The sequence below is a fragment of the Sporomusa intestinalis genome (genome assembly GCF_055383785.1).
On the sequence record NZ_AP042390.1, the window covers coordinates 2,906,305 to 2,921,917 of the forward strand.

Sequence of the window (15,613 nt, forward strand, 5' to 3'; positions counted from 1 at the left end):
TGTCAAAACAACAAAAAAAAACAGGGGGTATTTTTCCCTGTTTTTCAGTCAATTTATTACTTATTAAACTGTCGCCAAATTGGCCGGTAAGCGCGGGGCGGCTGAATGATTTCTGCAAAAATCAGGCCATTTTGCGCCATCTGCGGCGTAACCTTGCCGTTCCAGGCGCAAGCAGGCTCTGGAACATGAGGTATAGGTACGTCTGCTGCCACAGGCACCGGTTTTGGCGGTATAACCCAGGTTTTGGGCGCCGGTTCCGGCTGATAAGCCGGTGCTTGCGGCAGCGGCTTGCTTTTGCTTTCCGCCGGCTTTATGTCTACCGGTTGCGGGACCTCTTCCGGGATATCAGGGTATTCATAGTCTTTGGGCTGTTTTCGTCGTTTCAACAATTCCGGTAAAAGATACATTACCAGCATTAACAGCAGCGGCACTAATAAATCCATATGTTCACCGCCTACTTCCGGGGTTCATCAGTATTGGGCGTCAGGTCGACCGGGCCGGCTTTGGCAATGGTTTCCCGCATCTGGGTATCTGCCAGCACATTATTCATGTTATAGTAATCCATGACCCCCATACGCCCCTCTTTTAAAGCAACTGCCAGGGCTTTAGGAACATCAGCCTGGGCTTCTACAACCTTGGCCTGCATTTCCTGCGTAAAGGCGCGCATTTCCTGCTCCTGGGCCACCGCCATAGCCCGCCGTTCCTCGGCTTTCGCCTGAGCAATGCGTTTTTCCGCTTCGGCCTGGTCGGTCAGAAGCTCGGCGCCAATGTTGCGGCCCACATCAACGTCAGCGATATCAATTGACAAAATCTCAAAGGCAGTGCCTGAATCAAGACCTTTTGTCAAAACAGTGCGCGAAATATGGTCAGGGTTCGCCAGTACCTCTTTGTGGTCATCGGTTGAACCAACGGTGGTAACAATACCCTCGCCAACCCGCGCCAGAATAGTTGCTTCACCGGCACCACCCACCAGGCGGTCGATATTGGCTCTTACGGTGACCCGGGCCTTAACTTTAAGCTCGATACCATTTTTGGCTACTGCGGAGACAAACGAGGTTTCAATTACTTTGGGATTAACACTCATCTGCACGGCTTCCAGTACATTCCGGCCGGCCAGGTCAATCGCGGCCGAACGCTCAAACGGCAAGGGAATCTCGGCCCGATGGGCGGCAATCAAGGCATCAATGACCCTGTCAACATTACCACCGGCTAAGTAATGAGCCTCAAGCTGATTGACATTTACAGCCAGGCCGGCTTTATTGGCTTTGATTAAAGGCAGTACGATATTACCGGGCGGCACCCGCCGGAGTCTCATGCCTACAAGGGTAAAGATACCAACATTGACCCCGGCCGCCAGCGCCGAAATCCACAGACCCAATGGAACAAAATGCAGGAAAATGCTAATAACAATGATCACCAGGGCTACTACAAGCACACTACCAATTAAAGCTGTCAAATGATTACCTCCTAATTTTTAAGTATTTGCAGGTCGGACAACAATACGGTTTCCGGTTACACTCACCACCTTAACCAAAGTATTGGGTTCAATAAACTGACCCTCTGATACAACGTCAAGTTGAACGCCTTCTATAATCAGGGTTCCTGCAGGCCGCAGCCCTGTTGACGTTATTCCTGTTTTGCCCAGATAGAGGCTGTAGTCCTGACTGCTGCTAAAACCGGCACTTTTCGTCTCTGCATCCTTCAGGACAAGCCGCTCCCACAGTTTACTGGAAGGCAAACGCCTTACAATCAGCAGGAATAATACCAGGGCAATAATTAAACTGATAGCCAGCATATTAATCGCGGCAGCATTGGCCCCCAGCGTTAAAAACAGGCTGGCAAAAATGGCAATAATGCCAATAATACCAAATATTCCGGCACCGGGTGTGTAAAGCTCTAACAGGATTAGCCCTATGCCGCCAATGAACAGGACAATCTCCAGCCAGCCGGCAATGCCGGTAATCCACTGACTGCCGAAAAACAGAAGCGCCGCCCCCAACCCAATGAGAGCTGCCACACCCAAACCGGCAGTTTTAATTTCAGCCAATATGGCTAAAAATATGATTGACATTAAAAATGATTTTACCGTCGGGTCAGACAGCCACCCTGCCAGCTTTTCCTGCCAGCCCTGGGTATATTCCAGCACTTCTGCCCCTGCCAGGCCATAATTGGCCAATACAGTTTCCCGGTCCGGGGCCACGATGTCTGCATAGCCCACCTTTGCCGCCTGATAGTCGGTCAGGGCCAGAATCTGGCCAGGCTCGGCATAGCCCGGATAGCCCAGGGATTTATCCACCATCGCTTCGGCTGCTTTAGGATCTCTTCCTGTCCGGTTTGCGGTCGCCGCAAATTCAGCTTTTACGGCAGCTACTGTTTTTTCCGTTGTGGGTATTGGCTCAGCTGCGCCAATACTGCCGCCTGGCGCAATCGCAATATGTTTATGCGCTATAGCAATAAGTGCCCCCGCAGACCAGGCCCGGTTTTTTACATAGCAGATTGTTGGCACCGGTGAATCAATAATCATATCCCTGATGCTGACCGCTGCGTCCACCAGCCCGCCAAAAGTATCAAGCTCAACCAGAACAGCCTGCGCCTCTTTACTGCGGGCATCAGCCATGGCTCTGCGCACAAGCGCTGCCTGACCGCCATTTATTTCCCCCTTTATCGATATGCTGATGACAGGTCCGGCCTCGGCCCTTGCAGGATTGTGGCTAGTAAACAGGGACAATAGGCACACAATGAATAGTAGTAGCACGTTACGATAAACCCTATGCTGCATAGACTCACCTCAATCGCAGTTTGATTATCCATTTATAATTTGCTATTAGTTTATTCGGCAACAATTGCCAGCATTCCTGTTTTTGGCTTAAACAAATCTTATATGTCGAAAGTTTGAAAATTATTACTTATTCTAAAACCCTTGACTTGTCGATTCGTGTATGTTATTGTCTTAATATAGTCTAGTGAAGCGTATACAGCATTCTTTACAGCACTATTTACAGCTAACCTAAAACATGTCATTATTGTATCTGCCGCAATTGATGTTGCCATTTTTGCAGTAGCTTATAAATTACAAATCATAGCATTCCACAATTTAACTCTACTAATGTATATCTTTCCTATTTTGCAATATAACTAATCTAAATCGAATATTGCTTCACTAACTGAAATAAGACAAGCCTTGCTTGTCTTATTTTTTTCGTCAGCATATAAGACTGCTAGTAATTCATCTCTCTCAAACCCCAGGAAGTTTGCGCATCCTGCCGCCCTGCTGCGTTGTCTTCGCCTTACATATGTCCGATATGCGCGGCCCGCGCAAGTAGTAAGAGAACCATCACCTACCGGCTTCATTTATCGCAGATCTTGCTGAATCAGTTAGCATCCTTCGCCTCGCCCTGCGAAAAAAACATGAATTTATTTATGCTAGGCGCGCTGGGCCCTGCTGGTTTGGCAGAACGAAAGACAATGGCTAAACTAAAAATCCGGCGCTGTTAACGCCGGATTTAATCTGTACTACTGATTTAAGAACTCCCTTACAACACTGTTTACCAGTTTGCCGTCAGCACGGCCTTTCACTTTTGGCATCAGTACAGCCATAACCTTGCCCATATCCTTGGCGCTCGCAGCCTGTGCCGCTGTAACAGCCTCGGCTACAAGAACGCGTACTTCTTGTTCACTCAGTTGTTCAGGAAGGTACTGCATCAGAATGTCGATTTCATGTTCAATGGTTTCCACCAAATCAGGACGGTTACCTTTTTTAAACTCCTCGATCGAATCCCGGCGCATTTTGACTTCTTTAGCCAGTACGTCCAGAACTTCCTCTTCAGCAAGTTCTTTCTTTTTGTCAATTTCTACATTTTTGATACTGGCACGTACCATTCTTATAACAGAAAGCCTGAGCTTGCCGGCTTCTTTGTCCTTCATGGCCTGCTTCATATCTTCGTTTAACCTGTCTTTAATAGACATGCAAATTGATACCTCCGAAACTAGTTAAACTTACGTTTACGAGCCGCTTCGGATTTTTTCTTACGTTTTACGCTGGGTTTCTCATAATGCTCGCGTTTTCTTACTTCCGCAAGAACCCCGGCTTTTTGGCAAGTGCGCTTGAACCGGCGGAGTGCGCTGTCAAGCGTTTCATTTTTGCCTACTTTAACTTCAGACATCTGATCTCCCTCCCTCCACTAGAACCATTACGAGGAAGTGTATTTGAATACATACACCTATCTATTATACACTAAAACAAGGAATACTGTCAATATTAACCTGGTGGCCAAGTCATAAAACGTCCACCAAGAATATGGAGGTGCAGGTGATACACGGTCTGTCCACCATTGTCTTTCGTATTGATGATGGTACGGAAGCCCTCTTCCGTTAAGCCGGCAACTGCCGCAATCTTAGGTATTGCCGACATCAGCCGCCCAAGCAGTGCGGCATCATCCGGCGTGGCCTCAAGGATACTGGCAATATGTTTTTTGGGTATTGCCAGTATATGTACAGGGGCAACCGGATTTATATCGGGAAAGGCGATAAGATCTTCATCTTCATAAATGGCTTTTACAGGAATTTCGTTAGCCGCAATCTTACAAAATACACAGTCCTGCTGCATAGGTACTCCCCCCGCAGTAGATAGTAATATACATTTACTCTATAAAATATTCTGCCTGACCGGCCAAATTCCTGCCGAAAATATGGTAAGCAATTGAATTTTATTCAATTATTTCACCCCACAGCCCGTCGGCCTGTATCTGCTTCAGCAGTACGGGGGCAACTCTGCCAATATCAGCCGGTCCGCCACAGGCATAGACACGCAGATAGTTTTTCGATAAGCCGGAAATTACCCCCTTGTTTTCCTTGTTCTCAAACAATATTTCAAGCTTGGTATTAAGGAATGACCGGTTAAAGGCGGTTGCCTGCCTGTCGGCAAGCTGCTGCAGGCGCTGGACCCGCTGTTTCTTTTCCGCCTCGCTTATCTGACCGGCAAAGTCAGCGGCCGGTGTCCCTGTACGCCGCGAATAGGGAAATACGTGAATTTTGGCAAAGTCCACCGTATTGACAAAGGCCAGCGTATTGGCAAACATTTCTTCTGTCTCGCCGGGAAAACCGGCAATGATGTCCGTCGAGATGGCAATTGACGGCACCCGGGCCTTAATGCCGGCAATTAACGCGTGATATTCACCTGTAGTATAATGCCTGTTCATGGCTTTTAAAATCCGGTTATCCCCCGCTTGCAGCGGCAAATGAAGATGAGGGCAAAGGCGCGGCTCGGTTTGCAGTAAAGCCACTAGCCTGTCCGACACCTCAATCGACTCCAGCGACCCCAGCCGGAGCCGCAGCAGTCTGCTGCCGCCGGCTGCCAGCACGGTTTGCACGGCATCGACAAGGGTTACTGCCACCCCGTCTGCAGGCGGATAATCACGGCCAAAGGCCCCCAGATGGATACCGGTAAGAACAATCTCAGTAAAACCGGCCGCGACCAGCTTTTCCGTCTCGGCGGCAATACTGGCAAGTGGCCGGGAGCGCAAAGGACCGCGGGCATAAGGAATGATACAGTAGGTGCAAAAATTTGTGCAGCCTTCCTGAATCTTAAGAAAAGCTCTGGTTCGGCCTGGTTTGGAAAAGAGCGGTATATCCTCAAATTCTTTGGCCTGCATAATATCGGTAACCGCGTTAATCTGGGCGGTGCGCTGGCTGGCAGCAGCCGCCTCTACCAGTTCGACAATGCGGGCCCGGTCCTGAGTGCCCACAATAACATCGACGCCGGGAATAGCAGCTACCTGTCCGGGGGCAACCTGCGAGTAGCAGCCGGCAACGGCAATGATTGCCGACGAATTCAGGCGGCTGGCCCGGCGAATAAGCTGCCGGGATTTTTTTTCCCCCAGATTGGTTACCGAACAGGTATTGATAACATAGACATCGGCCTGTTCCGTAAAGGACACAACCTCATAGCCTTTGTTTTTAAACAGCCCTTCCATTACTTCGGTTTCGAACTGATTTACTTTACAGCCCAGTGTTGTAAACGCCACCTGCGCCATAATCAGCCTCCTAAATCGCCGCACTCATACATAACAACAGTCAGCGCTGCCACCGCAGCCGTCTCCGTACGCAGAATTCTGGGTCCCATAGTGACAACACTGGCCCCGTGTGCCTCGCTCAGGGCAACCTCGGCCGGGCTAAACCCCCCCTCAGGACCAATAAAAAGGCTATACATGCGGCCGCAGGTTCTGCCAAGCACCTGTTTTAGACCCTGCGGGGCTTGGCCTTCATATAACATGATGCTACAGGCATTAGTTAATTCCGGACGTGTAAACACATCAGCCAGGCGGGTAACCGGCAAAATCCGGGGAATAAAACTCCGGCCACACTGTTTGGCTGCTTCGCGGGCTATTTTTTGCCAGCGGATTACCTTATCCGCCTGTTTCGCTGCATCGTATTTAACTATGCAATGTTCTGTAATGGCAGGGATTATGCCATATACACCAAGTTCGACTGACTTTTGAATAATATAATCCATTTTTTCGCCCTTGCCCAACCCCTGGACCAACCAGGCTTCGACCGGCGGCTCAGTGTGCACCTCAATCGCTTCAATCAGCTTTAGCTGGACGGCATCTGCGCTTATCCGGATAATTTCAGCTTTGGCAGTTTTTCCGTCCGGGGCAGCTACCAGTACCGTGTCGCCGCTGGCCATTCTCAGTACCAGGGACATATGCCGGGCATCAGCGCCTTCTATGTACAAGGTGCTGCTAAGCGGGACATTTATAAAGAAACGGCGCATTGGGGCTGCTCCTTAACGGCCGCCGCTGCCGGCCACAATGGCCACCCAGCCGCCTTCTTCAATAACCCTGTCAACCACAAACCCATGATCCAGGAGGGCAGCCGTAACGTCACCCAGACGTTCGGCAATAATGCCGCTGCCAATGAATACGCCATTGTCCGCCAGCCTTACGCGGACATCGGGCAGCATTTTAATAATAATGTCGGCAATAATATTAGCTACGATTATATCGGCTTTGCCGGTTATACCTGTTAACAGATCGCCCTGGGTAATTTCGATTTTAGCGGCGACATTATTGAAAGCAATGTTTTCTTTAGCTACCCTTACCGCCACCGGGTCAAGATCAACGGCCCGCACACTTGCTGCCCCCAGTTTTGCCGCCGCTACAGCCAAAATACCGGAACCGGTGCCGATGTCAAACACCACATGCTTGGGTTTAATCACATCTTCCAAACACCGCACACACATGGCAGTAGTATGATGCGTACCGGTGCCAAAGGCCATGCCCGGGTCCAGTTCGATAACAATGTCGCCCACGGCCGGAATATACTCTTCCCAGGACGGCTTAATCACAATATGCTCACTCACCCGCACGGGATGAAAATATTCTTTCCAGGCGGAAGCCCAGTCTTCTTCCTGAACTTCCCGGCAGTTGATGGAGCCGCGGCCTTTATCAAGATTATGCTCATGCAGGCCGTTAATCCGCGCTTCAAATTCGCGCAGCTTATCATCCAAAAGCTCATCAACAGGCAAGTAGGATTTAATTGTTACAACCTCGGTGTTGAGTTCTTCGGGAATGTCGCAATAATCCCAACTCCCAGAGCGACGGTAGGCATTAACAAGTTCAGGGTCTTCGATAACAACCCCGCTAGCGCCCAACTCATGGAAAATATCAGCTACGGCTTCCGTAGCTTCATGGGAGGTTTGAATGCTGATTTCAGCCCATTTCATGCGCCATCGCCCCTTAAACTTCGATTATAAATAATAGGTACAAAACAAAACAAAAAACCTGCATGCCACTGGTAACCGCAAGACCAGGCGGCTGTTACTAGTAGCGTGTCAACCTTAAAACTGTAGGATAATGGCGAGGAGATTTTTCGTAAGACAAGGCGGAGGAAGGAGGCATACCGGACGTATGCCGATTGACGACAACGCCGGCTTACGGAAAATATCCCGTCAGTATCCACAGGATTAGGGTTGTCACGTTACTAGCATGTGAAAAAAATCTTTGTTACATTCATATACATAGTAGCCCATACGGCTCGGCTGGCATTTATGCCCGCTAAAAGCCCGTATGGGCTTTCAAATAGCGCCAAAGGCATCTTTGAATTTTTTAAAAAAGCCTTTTTCCTCTGAGGTGGGATCGGCACCACCGGCCTTGGCAAACTCTTGTAAAAGCTCTTTTTGACGATCAGTCAGCTTTTTCGGGGTGACCAGCTTAACGCGTACATGCTGGTCACCGCGTCCATGGCCGCGCAAATGGGGAATCCCTTTATCTTTTATCCGGAACACGGTTCCGGTTTGCGTGCCTTCAGGGATTTTCAGCTTAACCTTGCCATCCAGGGTAGGCACTTCAATTTCATCGCCCAGTGTGGCCTGCACAAAATTAATCGGCACTTCGCAAATCACATCATTGCCTTCCCGCGTAAACAGTTTATGCGGCTTGGCAAAGAGATACACATACAAATCTCCGGGAGGACCGCCCCGTTGTCCGGCCTCGCCTTCATGGGCCACTCTGAGCCTCGAGCCATTGTCGACGCCAGCGGGAATTTTAATTTTTATTTTGCGTTTAACCCGCACTTTCCCCCGGCCGCTGCATTCTTTGCAGGGGGTTTTAATAATTTTCCCTTCCCCGCGGCAACGGTCACAAGCTCTCACATTGACCATGCGGCCAAATGGCGTATTCTGTGTTACCTGAACCTGACCTGTTCCCCGGCAGTCAGGACAAGTTTCCGGATGGGTTCCCGGCGCCGCACCTGATCCCTTACAACCGCCGCAATCCTCGGTCCGCGGCACCTGTATTTCCGTCTCTAAACCAAAGGCAGCTTCCTCAAAGCTAATCTCCATGTCGTACCGCAAGTCCGGACCCCGTTCAGGCCCTGCATTCCGTCCACCGCCAAACCCAAAGCCTGCCTGACCGAAAAACATATCAAATATATCGGAAAAACCGCCAGCGCCGGCCCCGCCAAAGCCACCGCCACCGTTAGCGGCATCGAACGCAGCATGACCAAATTGGTCATACTGCGCCCTGCGTTCGGCATTCGATAAAATTTCGTATGCTTCGTTGACTTCTTTAAATTTTTCTTCGGCATCCTTGGGATTATCACGGTTAACATCAGGATGGTACTTGCGGGCCAATTTGCGGTACGCCTTCTTTAAGTCATCTTCAGACGCCGTTTTGGCTACACCCAGCACTTCATAATAGTCTCGCTTACTCACTTCACACCATCCCAAAACAAATTATTTCTTTTCGTCGTCCATTACTTTATATTCGGCGTCAACCACTTTGTCATCCTGAGGCGCGTCCTGCTGCCCCTGCGGGGCACCTTGTGCGCCTTCGGCCTGGGCATTCGCCTGATACATAGCTGCCGACAGTTCATAAAGTGGTTTGGTAAGTTCTTCCGTGTCCGCTTTTATTGCCTCAAGATCACTGCCCTGCAAAGTTTCCTTGAGTTTGTCAGCTGCGTGCTGCACTTTTTCGACAAGGGCTTTGTCGGCTTTATCGCCAAATTCTTTAATTGTCTTCTCTGCATTATATACTAAAGAATCGGCATTGTTGCGCACTTCAACCTCTTCTTTGCGTTTTTTGTCTTCAGCGGCATGAGACTCGGCTTCTTTTACCATTCTTTCTACCTCCTCCTTATCGAGGCCACCGGAAGAAGTAATAGTAATTTTTTGTTCTTTCCCTGTACCTAAATCTTTTGCCGATACATGCACAATCCCGTTGGCATCAATATCAAAGGTTACCTCAATACGGGGCACACCGCGGGGGGCCGGCGGAATGCCGGAAAGTTCAAAGCGGCCGAGGGTCTTGTTGTAGGAAGCCATTTCCCGCTCACCCTGCAGCACATGAATATCAACAGACGGCTGATTATCGGCAGCAGTCGAGAATGTTTGACTCTTGGAGGTCGGGATCGTAGTATTGCGGTCAATAATTTTGGTAAATACCCCGCCCAGGGTTTCAATCCCCAAAGACAGCGGCGTAACGTCCAGCAGCAGTACATCCTTTACCTCACCCACAAGTACGCCGGCCTGGATAGCAGCTCCTACAGCCACGCACTCGTCCGGGTTAACGCCTTTATGCGGTTCTTTGTTCAGTGATTTTTTAATCGCTTCCTGTACAGCCGGAATCCGGGTCGAACCACCCACAAGGATAACTTTGTCAATATCTTTGGCAGATAAGCCGGCATCGCTCAAAGCCTGGCGGGTTGGCCCCATAGTGGCTTCCACCAGATCGGCCGTCAGTTCTTCAAATTTTGCCCGGGTCAGGCTGATGTCAAGATGTTTGGGGCCGGTTTGGTCGGCAGTAATAAAGGGCAGATTAATATTAGAAGTCAGTACGCCTGACAACTCGATCTTGGCTTTTTCGGCGGCTTCCCGCAGACGCTGCATGGCCATGCGGTCGTTGGACAGATCGATTCCCTGTTCTTTTTTGAATTCAGCGACCAGCCAGTTCATAACCCGCTCGTCAAAGTCATCGCCGCCCAGGCGGTTGTTGCCGCTTGTGGCCTTAACCTCAAAAACACCGTCGCCCAGTTCCAGGATGGATACGTCAAAGGTGCCGCCGCCCAGGTCAAACACCAGGATTGTGTGGTCGTTGCCTTTGTCCATGCCATAGGCTAAAGCAGCAGCCGTAGGCTCGTTGATAATACGGAGCACTTCCAGGCCGGCGATGGCGCCGGCATCTTTTGTGGCCTGCCGCTGACTGTCGGAAAAATAGGCAGGAACGGTAATTACCGCCTGCGTGACCTTTTCACCTAAATAGGCTTCGGCGTCTGACTTAAGTTTTTGCAGAATCATTGCGGAAATTTCCTGGGGCGTATAGTCCTTGCCTTCGATATTGACTTTATAGCTAGTGCCCATATGGCGCTTTATCGAGCTAACCGTGCCGTCAGGATTGGATACGGCCTGCCGCTTGGCAATTTGTCCGACCAGGCGTTCGCCGTTTTTCGAAAAACCAACTACCGAAGGGGTAATTCGGCTGCCTTCCGGATTAGGAATAACAATAGGCTCGCCGCCTTCCATTACAGCTACTACTGAGTTAGTAGTACCAAGATCGATACCAATTACTTTTGCCATTGTACATTTCCCCCTTAAATAAACTGTTATAAATTGTAATTAACTATTTCCTACTACTTTCACCATACTGGGACGGACTAACCGGCCATTGACTTTATAGCCTTTTTGCAGTTCTTCGATGATTGTGCCGTCAGGCTGGCTGTCATCCTCAACCCGCATAACAGCCTCATGCAGATTGGGGTCAAACACATTGCCCACGGCATTAATCTGTTCTACTCCCAGCTGGCACAGCGCGTTGTTTAACTGCCGGAAAATCATTTGCACGCCTGTTGCCAGGGTATTGACATCGGCCGGGATGCTGGCAGTTGCCCGCTCAAAATTATCAACAACAGGCAAAAGTTCGCACACTACCCGTTCCGTGACAATGGCCGCTAGCTCTTCTTTTTCCTGCCTGGTCCGCCGCCGGAAATTATCAAAATCAGCCTGGAGCCGCTTATACCTGTCTGTCATTTCCTCCAGCAACCGGCTTTTTTCATTGAGCGCAGACATAAACTGTTCCACATCTGCGGGATAAAAGCAGATTTCAGGATTATCGCCTGACGCCTCGTTAACGCGGTCCGTTTCCTGGCCATTTTCGCCCGGAAGCTGTTCTTTTTCATTATCTGCCATAAAACCCACCTCCTATTAAAAATCAGGCATACCACTGTCAGCGGCGACTGCCTTCTGGGCATTGGCCCCTTCTTCCTTTTTCTTGATAATAGTATCAATACGCAAAATAGCAACAGCGACTTCTCCGGCAGCCTTGATGGCATGCAGTTTTACCGGCACAGGGTCAACTACCCCCCGTGCCAGCATATCGGCCACTTCGCCGGTATCGCAGTCTATGCCCAGTGAGTCGCAGTTTTGCACAGTTTGCGTAGTAACGGCTTCCTCTACTTTCTCCAGCGGGTTAAAACCGGCATTTTCGACAATCTGGGATAAAGGCTGCTTGAGCGCATTGGTCACGCAATCCAGGCCGTAAGCCGCCATGCCCTTAAGGTTATCCCGGTGTTTGCCAACTTCCCGGGCCATGGCAACCTCAATCGAACCGCCGCCTGGCACGTAACCGCCCTTTACTGCCGCCTGCACACTGGATGCGGCGTCTTTGGCAATACGTTCCCTTTCCCCCACTACCTCTTCCGTGGCGGCACCGACTAAAATCGTGGCCATGGGTTTGCCATTGCCGCCAATTACCCGCACTTGTTCAAGCTTTTCATCCTGGTACACCTTGTCGGCAGTACCCAGATATTTTCCAATATCAGCCGGCTCTTTCTTCAAACCGGTCCGTTTGATCATCCGGGCCCCGGAGTGATCGGCAACCCGGCGCAGGTCTTTGGCGGATACACGCTCAATGACCAGAATGCCGGCATCTGTAAGAATTTCCTCAGCGGTACTATGTACGCCCCGGTCCACCATGACAACATTAACGCCAAGGCTGACAATTTTCTGGACATTTTGTTTAAACTCGTCCTGAAGTTCAATATAACGCTTAAAACCGGCTTCCGTACTTAGCGCCTCATCCTCAATTTCTTCCGGTTCAAGGGCATCATCGATCAGCAGCAGTTTAGCGGCGGTCACTGCTTCGGGCATTTCCTGCGTCATCCGTTCCTGATCGACGATAACGCCCATAAACACCTCGTTATTAGCCCCGGCTTCCGCAGTAATGATCTCTGACAGCTTAAAATTGTATTCATTGAGCTTCTCCACGCCGATCAGCCGGGCTGCCTCCACGACCAGATCGGCAATGTCCTCATGTTCCCGGCCGGCAATCATGGCAATACTCCGCAGGATGGGATCATTGACCTCGGTAATGGTGCGGGCCCGCTCTTTTACTCCAGCCAGGACCTTAGCCACACCATATTTAATCCCTTCAATCACTCTGGCAACCGGCACACCGCGCATAACCTGGCTTACACCCTCCGAGACCAGGCTGCCTGCCATAATGGTTGTCGTGGTTGTGCCGTCGCCAACCTCTGCCTGCTGGGCTTTGGCAGTATTAATTAACATCTTGGCGGCCGGATGGTTGACATCCATTTTATCTAAAATGGTAACACCGTCATTGGTAATAATAACCTCGCCAAAGCGGTCAACAAGCATTGTATCAAGCCCTTTAGGACCGATAGTGCCTTCGACAGCCGCCGTAATTGCTCTTACAGCATTGGCGTTGGTTAACAGCGCGGCCAGCCGTTCATCCACGTCGGCCCCACTGCCTGCTTGCTTTAAATTCATGTAGTTCCCCCTTATCACAACACCTTATATTTTTTCAGAATTTCACCTAAATGGCGTTGCATAAATTTAAGTACCGACATAGTTTTCCCATACTCCATGCGCGTTGGGCCAAGCACAGCCACAGTTCCCACCACCTGGCCGTCAATGCGGTAAGTGGCCTGAACCACACTGCAGTCATGAATACCTGTATATTTGTTCTCCTGGCCAATAGTGACAACTACCCCGTCACTATTAGGCATATGGAGAATATCGCTTAACAATTTGTCTTCTTCAAACATCGTTAACAAGCCCTTAACTTTATCCACATCGCGGAATTCAGGCTGATTAAGCATCTGCGTCGTGCCGCCAAGATAAACCTTGTCATTCTTGTCGGCAGTGAGAGCCTGCTTTAAGAGGGCAATTGCCTGTTTAAAAATCTGCGGATCAGGCCTGATATCATTTTGAATATCTTTTAAAATCGGCGTTGTTATCCGGTCAACAGCCAAGCCGCCCAAGCGGGAATTGATCACATTGGCCACCCGGCTCAGATCCTCATGATGCAGGCCCTCGGGTATCTCGATGATCTTATTATCCAATAAGCCTGTATCGGTGACAATGACAACAATGGACCGGCGCTCATCCAGCGGCAGGAACTGAAGATACCGGAAAGTACACTGGGACAGCTGCGGCGCTAGTACCATGGAGACGTTCTGGGTCATGCTTGATAAAATTTTCACTGTCTCCTGAAAGACTTCTTCCATTCGCCGGGCTCTTGTGTAATACCAGTTATCAATAAGCGCAATGTCTGCATCGGAAATTTGGGGAGGCGCCAGTAAACAGTCGACATAGAAGCGATAACCCTTAACGGACGGTATCCTGCCGGCCGAGGTATGCGGTTGCTCAAGATAACCTAAAAATTCCAAATCTGCCATCTCATTGCGAATCGTAGCCGGACTGATTCCCAGATTGTATTTACGCGCAATCGTCCGTGAACCGATAGGTTCGGCCGTTGAGATATAATCATCGATAATAGCTTGCAGGATTTGGCGTTTTCTTTCATCCAGCACCGACTTCACCTCCCATGCTGTTAGCACTCATGCCTGTTGAGTGCTAATGCCTATTAAAAAAATACCACTCCTTGGGTTTAATGTCAAGAATCTTTCTTAAAACCACTGGCAATAGATGGGGGAGATTTTGCTGTTGCCCTCAGTCATCAGCAATAAAAGCGGCAAAGACAACATTGCTGAACTTCATGCCCCTGTCAGTCAGCCATACCCGGCAGCCATTTGTGGCCAGCAGCTCTTGCCGGCGAAGCTTATTAAAAACATTTGCAAAATGAAGAAAAAAATTGCTATGAAACCGGCGGGTAAAATCGGCAGCATTCAGTCCCTGCGTGGTGCGCAAAGCCAGAAAAACATATTCGCCTACAGACTGGGCTTTAGTTAATCTTTCCCGCATCGCAACCGGCGGACAGCCGGTTGCGATGGCCCGGATATAGGCATCAATCGCCGGCACAGCGCTGATTCGCTCACCGTTTACAAAAGAATGAGCGGCAGCTCCCAGCCCCAGATAAGGCTGATAACGCCAATATTTCAGGTTGTGACGGCATTCCAGCCCCGGGCGGGCAAAATTAGAGATCTCATAACGAAGCAGCCCCTTGCCGGGTAAAACCCTGACCATCAGATCATACATGGCCTCCTCTTCCCTTTCGTCCGGTAAAGCCAGCAGCCCCTGATCATAAGCCGAACAAAACGGTGTTCCCGCTTCCAGCTTCAGCCCATAGACAGACAGATGGGCGATAGCCAGTGCCGCCGCCTGTTCCAGCTCCCGGGCAAACCCCTCCGGGCTCTGCCCCGGCAGGCCGTACATTAAATCAATACTAATATTGTTAAACCCGGCACCATAGGCATATTCCAGGGCCGCCAGCGTGTCTGCGGTTTTATGGCTGCGCCCCAGGCGGGCCAGCAAATTGTCGTTGAAAGACTGGACCCCGAAGCTAAGCCTGTTGATCCCGGCCGCCAGCAGCATGGTCAGCTGTTCTTTTGTTACCGTGCCCGGATTGGCTTCCATACTAATTTCAGCCGTATTAGTTATGCTGAAGCTGCGGTCAAGGGCGGACATAATCTGCCCCAGCAGCGGCACAGGCAGCAGGCTGGGCGTGCCGCCGCCGATATAGATGGTGTCAACTGCCGGCTTACATAACAGACCGCCCTGTTCAGCAATCTGCTGGCACAAGGCGGCAGTATAATCAGCAAACCAATGCTCTGCTCCCGCATAAGAAGCAAAGTCGCAATAGAGACACTTTTGCCGGCAAAACGGTATGTGAAGATACAGGCCAAAATTATTCATTGCGCT

The 15,613-nt window shown here is 50.1% G+C and carries 15 protein-coding genes; all 15 read right to left on the reverse strand.

Annotation, left to right across the window (positions count from 1 at the left end):
* Positions 1 to 56: 56 nt before the first annotated feature.
* Positions 57 to 443, reverse strand: coding sequence for a hypothetical protein (locus tag ACZ481_RS13690; protein ID WP_464765929.1), 387 nt, complete (start codon positions 441 to 443; stop codon positions 57 to 59).
* An 11-nt stretch (positions 444 to 454) separates the two neighbouring features.
* Positions 455 to 1,456: a flotillin-like protein FloA gene (gene floA, locus ACZ481_RS13695; RefSeq protein ID WP_464765930.1), complete on the reverse strand. Its 1,002-nt coding sequence runs from the start codon at positions 1,454 to 1,456 to the stop codon at positions 455 to 457.
* 18 nt (positions 1,457 to 1,474) lie between these two features.
* Positions 1,475 to 2,779: an NfeD family protein gene (locus ACZ481_RS13700; RefSeq protein WP_464765931.1), complete on the reverse strand. Its 1,305-nt coding sequence runs from the start codon at positions 2,777 to 2,779 to the stop codon at positions 1,475 to 1,477.
* 734 nt (positions 2,780 to 3,513) lie between these two features.
* Positions 3,514 to 3,966: a GatB/YqeY domain-containing protein gene (locus ACZ481_RS13705; RefSeq protein ID WP_464765932.1), complete on the reverse strand. Its 453-nt coding sequence runs from the start codon at positions 3,964 to 3,966 to the stop codon at positions 3,514 to 3,516.
* Positions 3,967 to 3,986: 20 nt separating this feature from the next.
* Complete coding sequence (gene rpsU, locus ACZ481_RS13710; RefSeq protein WP_021167731.1) at positions 3,987 to 4,163, reverse strand: 30S ribosomal protein S21; 177 nt, start codon at positions 4,161 to 4,163, stop codon at positions 3,987 to 3,989.
* Between the two features lie 95 nt (positions 4,164 to 4,258).
* On the reverse strand, positions 4,259 to 4,606 hold the full coding sequence (locus tag ACZ481_RS13715) for a histidine triad nucleotide-binding protein (protein ID WP_464765933.1): 348 nt from the start codon (positions 4,604 to 4,606) through the stop codon (positions 4,259 to 4,261).
* A gap of 100 nt (positions 4,607 to 4,706) precedes the next feature.
* On the reverse strand, positions 4,707 to 6,032 hold the full coding sequence (mtaB, locus tag ACZ481_RS13720; RefSeq protein WP_464765934.1) for a tRNA (N(6)-L-threonylcarbamoyladenosine(37)-C(2))-methylthiotransferase MtaB: 1,326 nt from the start codon (positions 6,030 to 6,032) through the stop codon (positions 4,707 to 4,709).
* A gap of 2 nt (positions 6,033 to 6,034) precedes the next feature.
* A complete protein-coding gene (locus ACZ481_RS13725) occupies positions 6,035 to 6,772 on the reverse strand; it encodes a 16S rRNA (uracil(1498)-N(3))-methyltransferase (protein ID WP_464765935.1) in 738 nt (245 codons plus the stop codon).
* 12 nt (positions 6,773 to 6,784) lie between these two features.
* Complete coding sequence (prmA, locus tag ACZ481_RS13730; RefSeq protein ID WP_464765936.1) at positions 6,785 to 7,723, reverse strand: 50S ribosomal protein L11 methyltransferase; 939 nt, start codon at positions 7,721 to 7,723, stop codon at positions 6,785 to 6,787.
* Between the two features lie 351 nt (positions 7,724 to 8,074).
* Positions 8,075 to 9,211, reverse strand: coding sequence for a molecular chaperone DnaJ (gene dnaJ / locus ACZ481_RS13735; RefSeq protein WP_464765937.1), 1,137 nt, complete (start codon positions 9,209 to 9,211; stop codon positions 8,075 to 8,077).
* A gap of 21 nt (positions 9,212 to 9,232) precedes the next feature.
* Positions 9,233 to 11,071: a molecular chaperone DnaK gene (gene dnaK / locus ACZ481_RS13740; RefSeq protein ID WP_464765938.1), complete on the reverse strand. Its 1,839-nt coding sequence runs from the start codon at positions 11,069 to 11,071 to the stop codon at positions 9,233 to 9,235.
* A 39-nt stretch (positions 11,072 to 11,110) separates the two neighbouring features.
* Positions 11,111 to 11,680, reverse strand: coding sequence for a nucleotide exchange factor GrpE (grpE, locus tag ACZ481_RS13745; RefSeq protein ID WP_464765939.1), 570 nt, complete (start codon positions 11,678 to 11,680; stop codon positions 11,111 to 11,113).
* 15 nt (positions 11,681 to 11,695) lie between these two features.
* Positions 11,696 to 13,279: a TCP-1/cpn60 chaperonin family protein gene (locus ACZ481_RS13750; protein WP_464765940.1), complete on the reverse strand. Its 1,584-nt coding sequence runs from the start codon at positions 13,277 to 13,279 to the stop codon at positions 11,696 to 11,698.
* Between the two features lie 14 nt (positions 13,280 to 13,293).
* Positions 13,294 to 14,325: a heat-inducible transcriptional repressor HrcA gene (gene hrcA / locus ACZ481_RS13755; RefSeq protein ID WP_464765941.1), complete on the reverse strand. Its 1,032-nt coding sequence runs from the start codon at positions 14,323 to 14,325 to the stop codon at positions 13,294 to 13,296.
* Between the two features lie 139 nt (positions 14,326 to 14,464).
* On the reverse strand, positions 14,465 to 15,607 hold the full coding sequence (gene hemW, locus ACZ481_RS13760) for a radical SAM family heme chaperone HemW (RefSeq protein ID WP_464765942.1): 1,143 nt from the start codon (positions 15,605 to 15,607) through the stop codon (positions 14,465 to 14,467).
* Between the last annotated feature and the right edge of the window lie 6 nt (positions 15,608 to 15,613).

Coding starts and splice junctions, on each gene's coding strand:
- rpsU (WP_021167731.1), bottom strand. CDS start 4,163: ATGTCTGAAGTTAAAGTAGGCAAAAATGAAACGCTTGACAGCGCACTC.
- ACZ481_RS13715 (WP_464765933.1), bottom strand. CDS start 4,606: ATGCAGCAGGACTGTGTATTTTGTAAGATTGCGGCTAACGAAATTCCT.
- ACZ481_RS13750 (WP_464765940.1), bottom strand. CDS start 13,279: ATGAATTTAAAGCAAGCAGGCAGTGGGGCCGACGTGGATGAACGGCTG.
- ACZ481_RS13690 (WP_464765929.1), bottom strand. CDS start 443: ATGGATTTATTAGTGCCGCTGCTGTTAATGCTGGTAATGTATCTTTTA.
- dnaK (WP_464765938.1), bottom strand. CDS start 11,071: ATGGCAAAAGTAATTGGTATCGATCTTGGTACTACTAACTCAGTAGTA.
- ACZ481_RS13700 (WP_464765931.1), bottom strand. CDS start 2,779: ATGCAGCATAGGGTTTATCGTAACGTGCTACTACTATTCATTGTGTGC.
- mtaB (WP_464765934.1), bottom strand. CDS start 6,032: ATGGCGCAGGTGGCGTTTACAACACTGGGCTGTAAAGTAAATCAGTTC.
- ACZ481_RS13725 (WP_464765935.1), bottom strand. CDS start 6,772: ATGCGCCGTTTCTTTATAAATGTCCCGCTTAGCAGCACCTTGTACATA.
- grpE (WP_464765939.1), bottom strand. CDS start 11,680: ATGGCAGATAATGAAAAAGAACAGCTTCCGGGCGAAAATGGCCAGGAA.
- hemW (WP_464765942.1), bottom strand. CDS start 15,607: ATGAATAATTTTGGCCTGTATCTTCACATACCGTTTTGCCGGCAAAAG.
- prmA (WP_464765936.1), bottom strand. CDS start 7,723: ATGAAATGGGCTGAAATCAGCATTCAAACCTCCCATGAAGCTACGGAA.
- ACZ481_RS13705 (WP_464765932.1), bottom strand. CDS start 3,966: ATGTCTATTAAAGACAGGTTAAACGAAGATATGAAGCAGGCCATGAAG.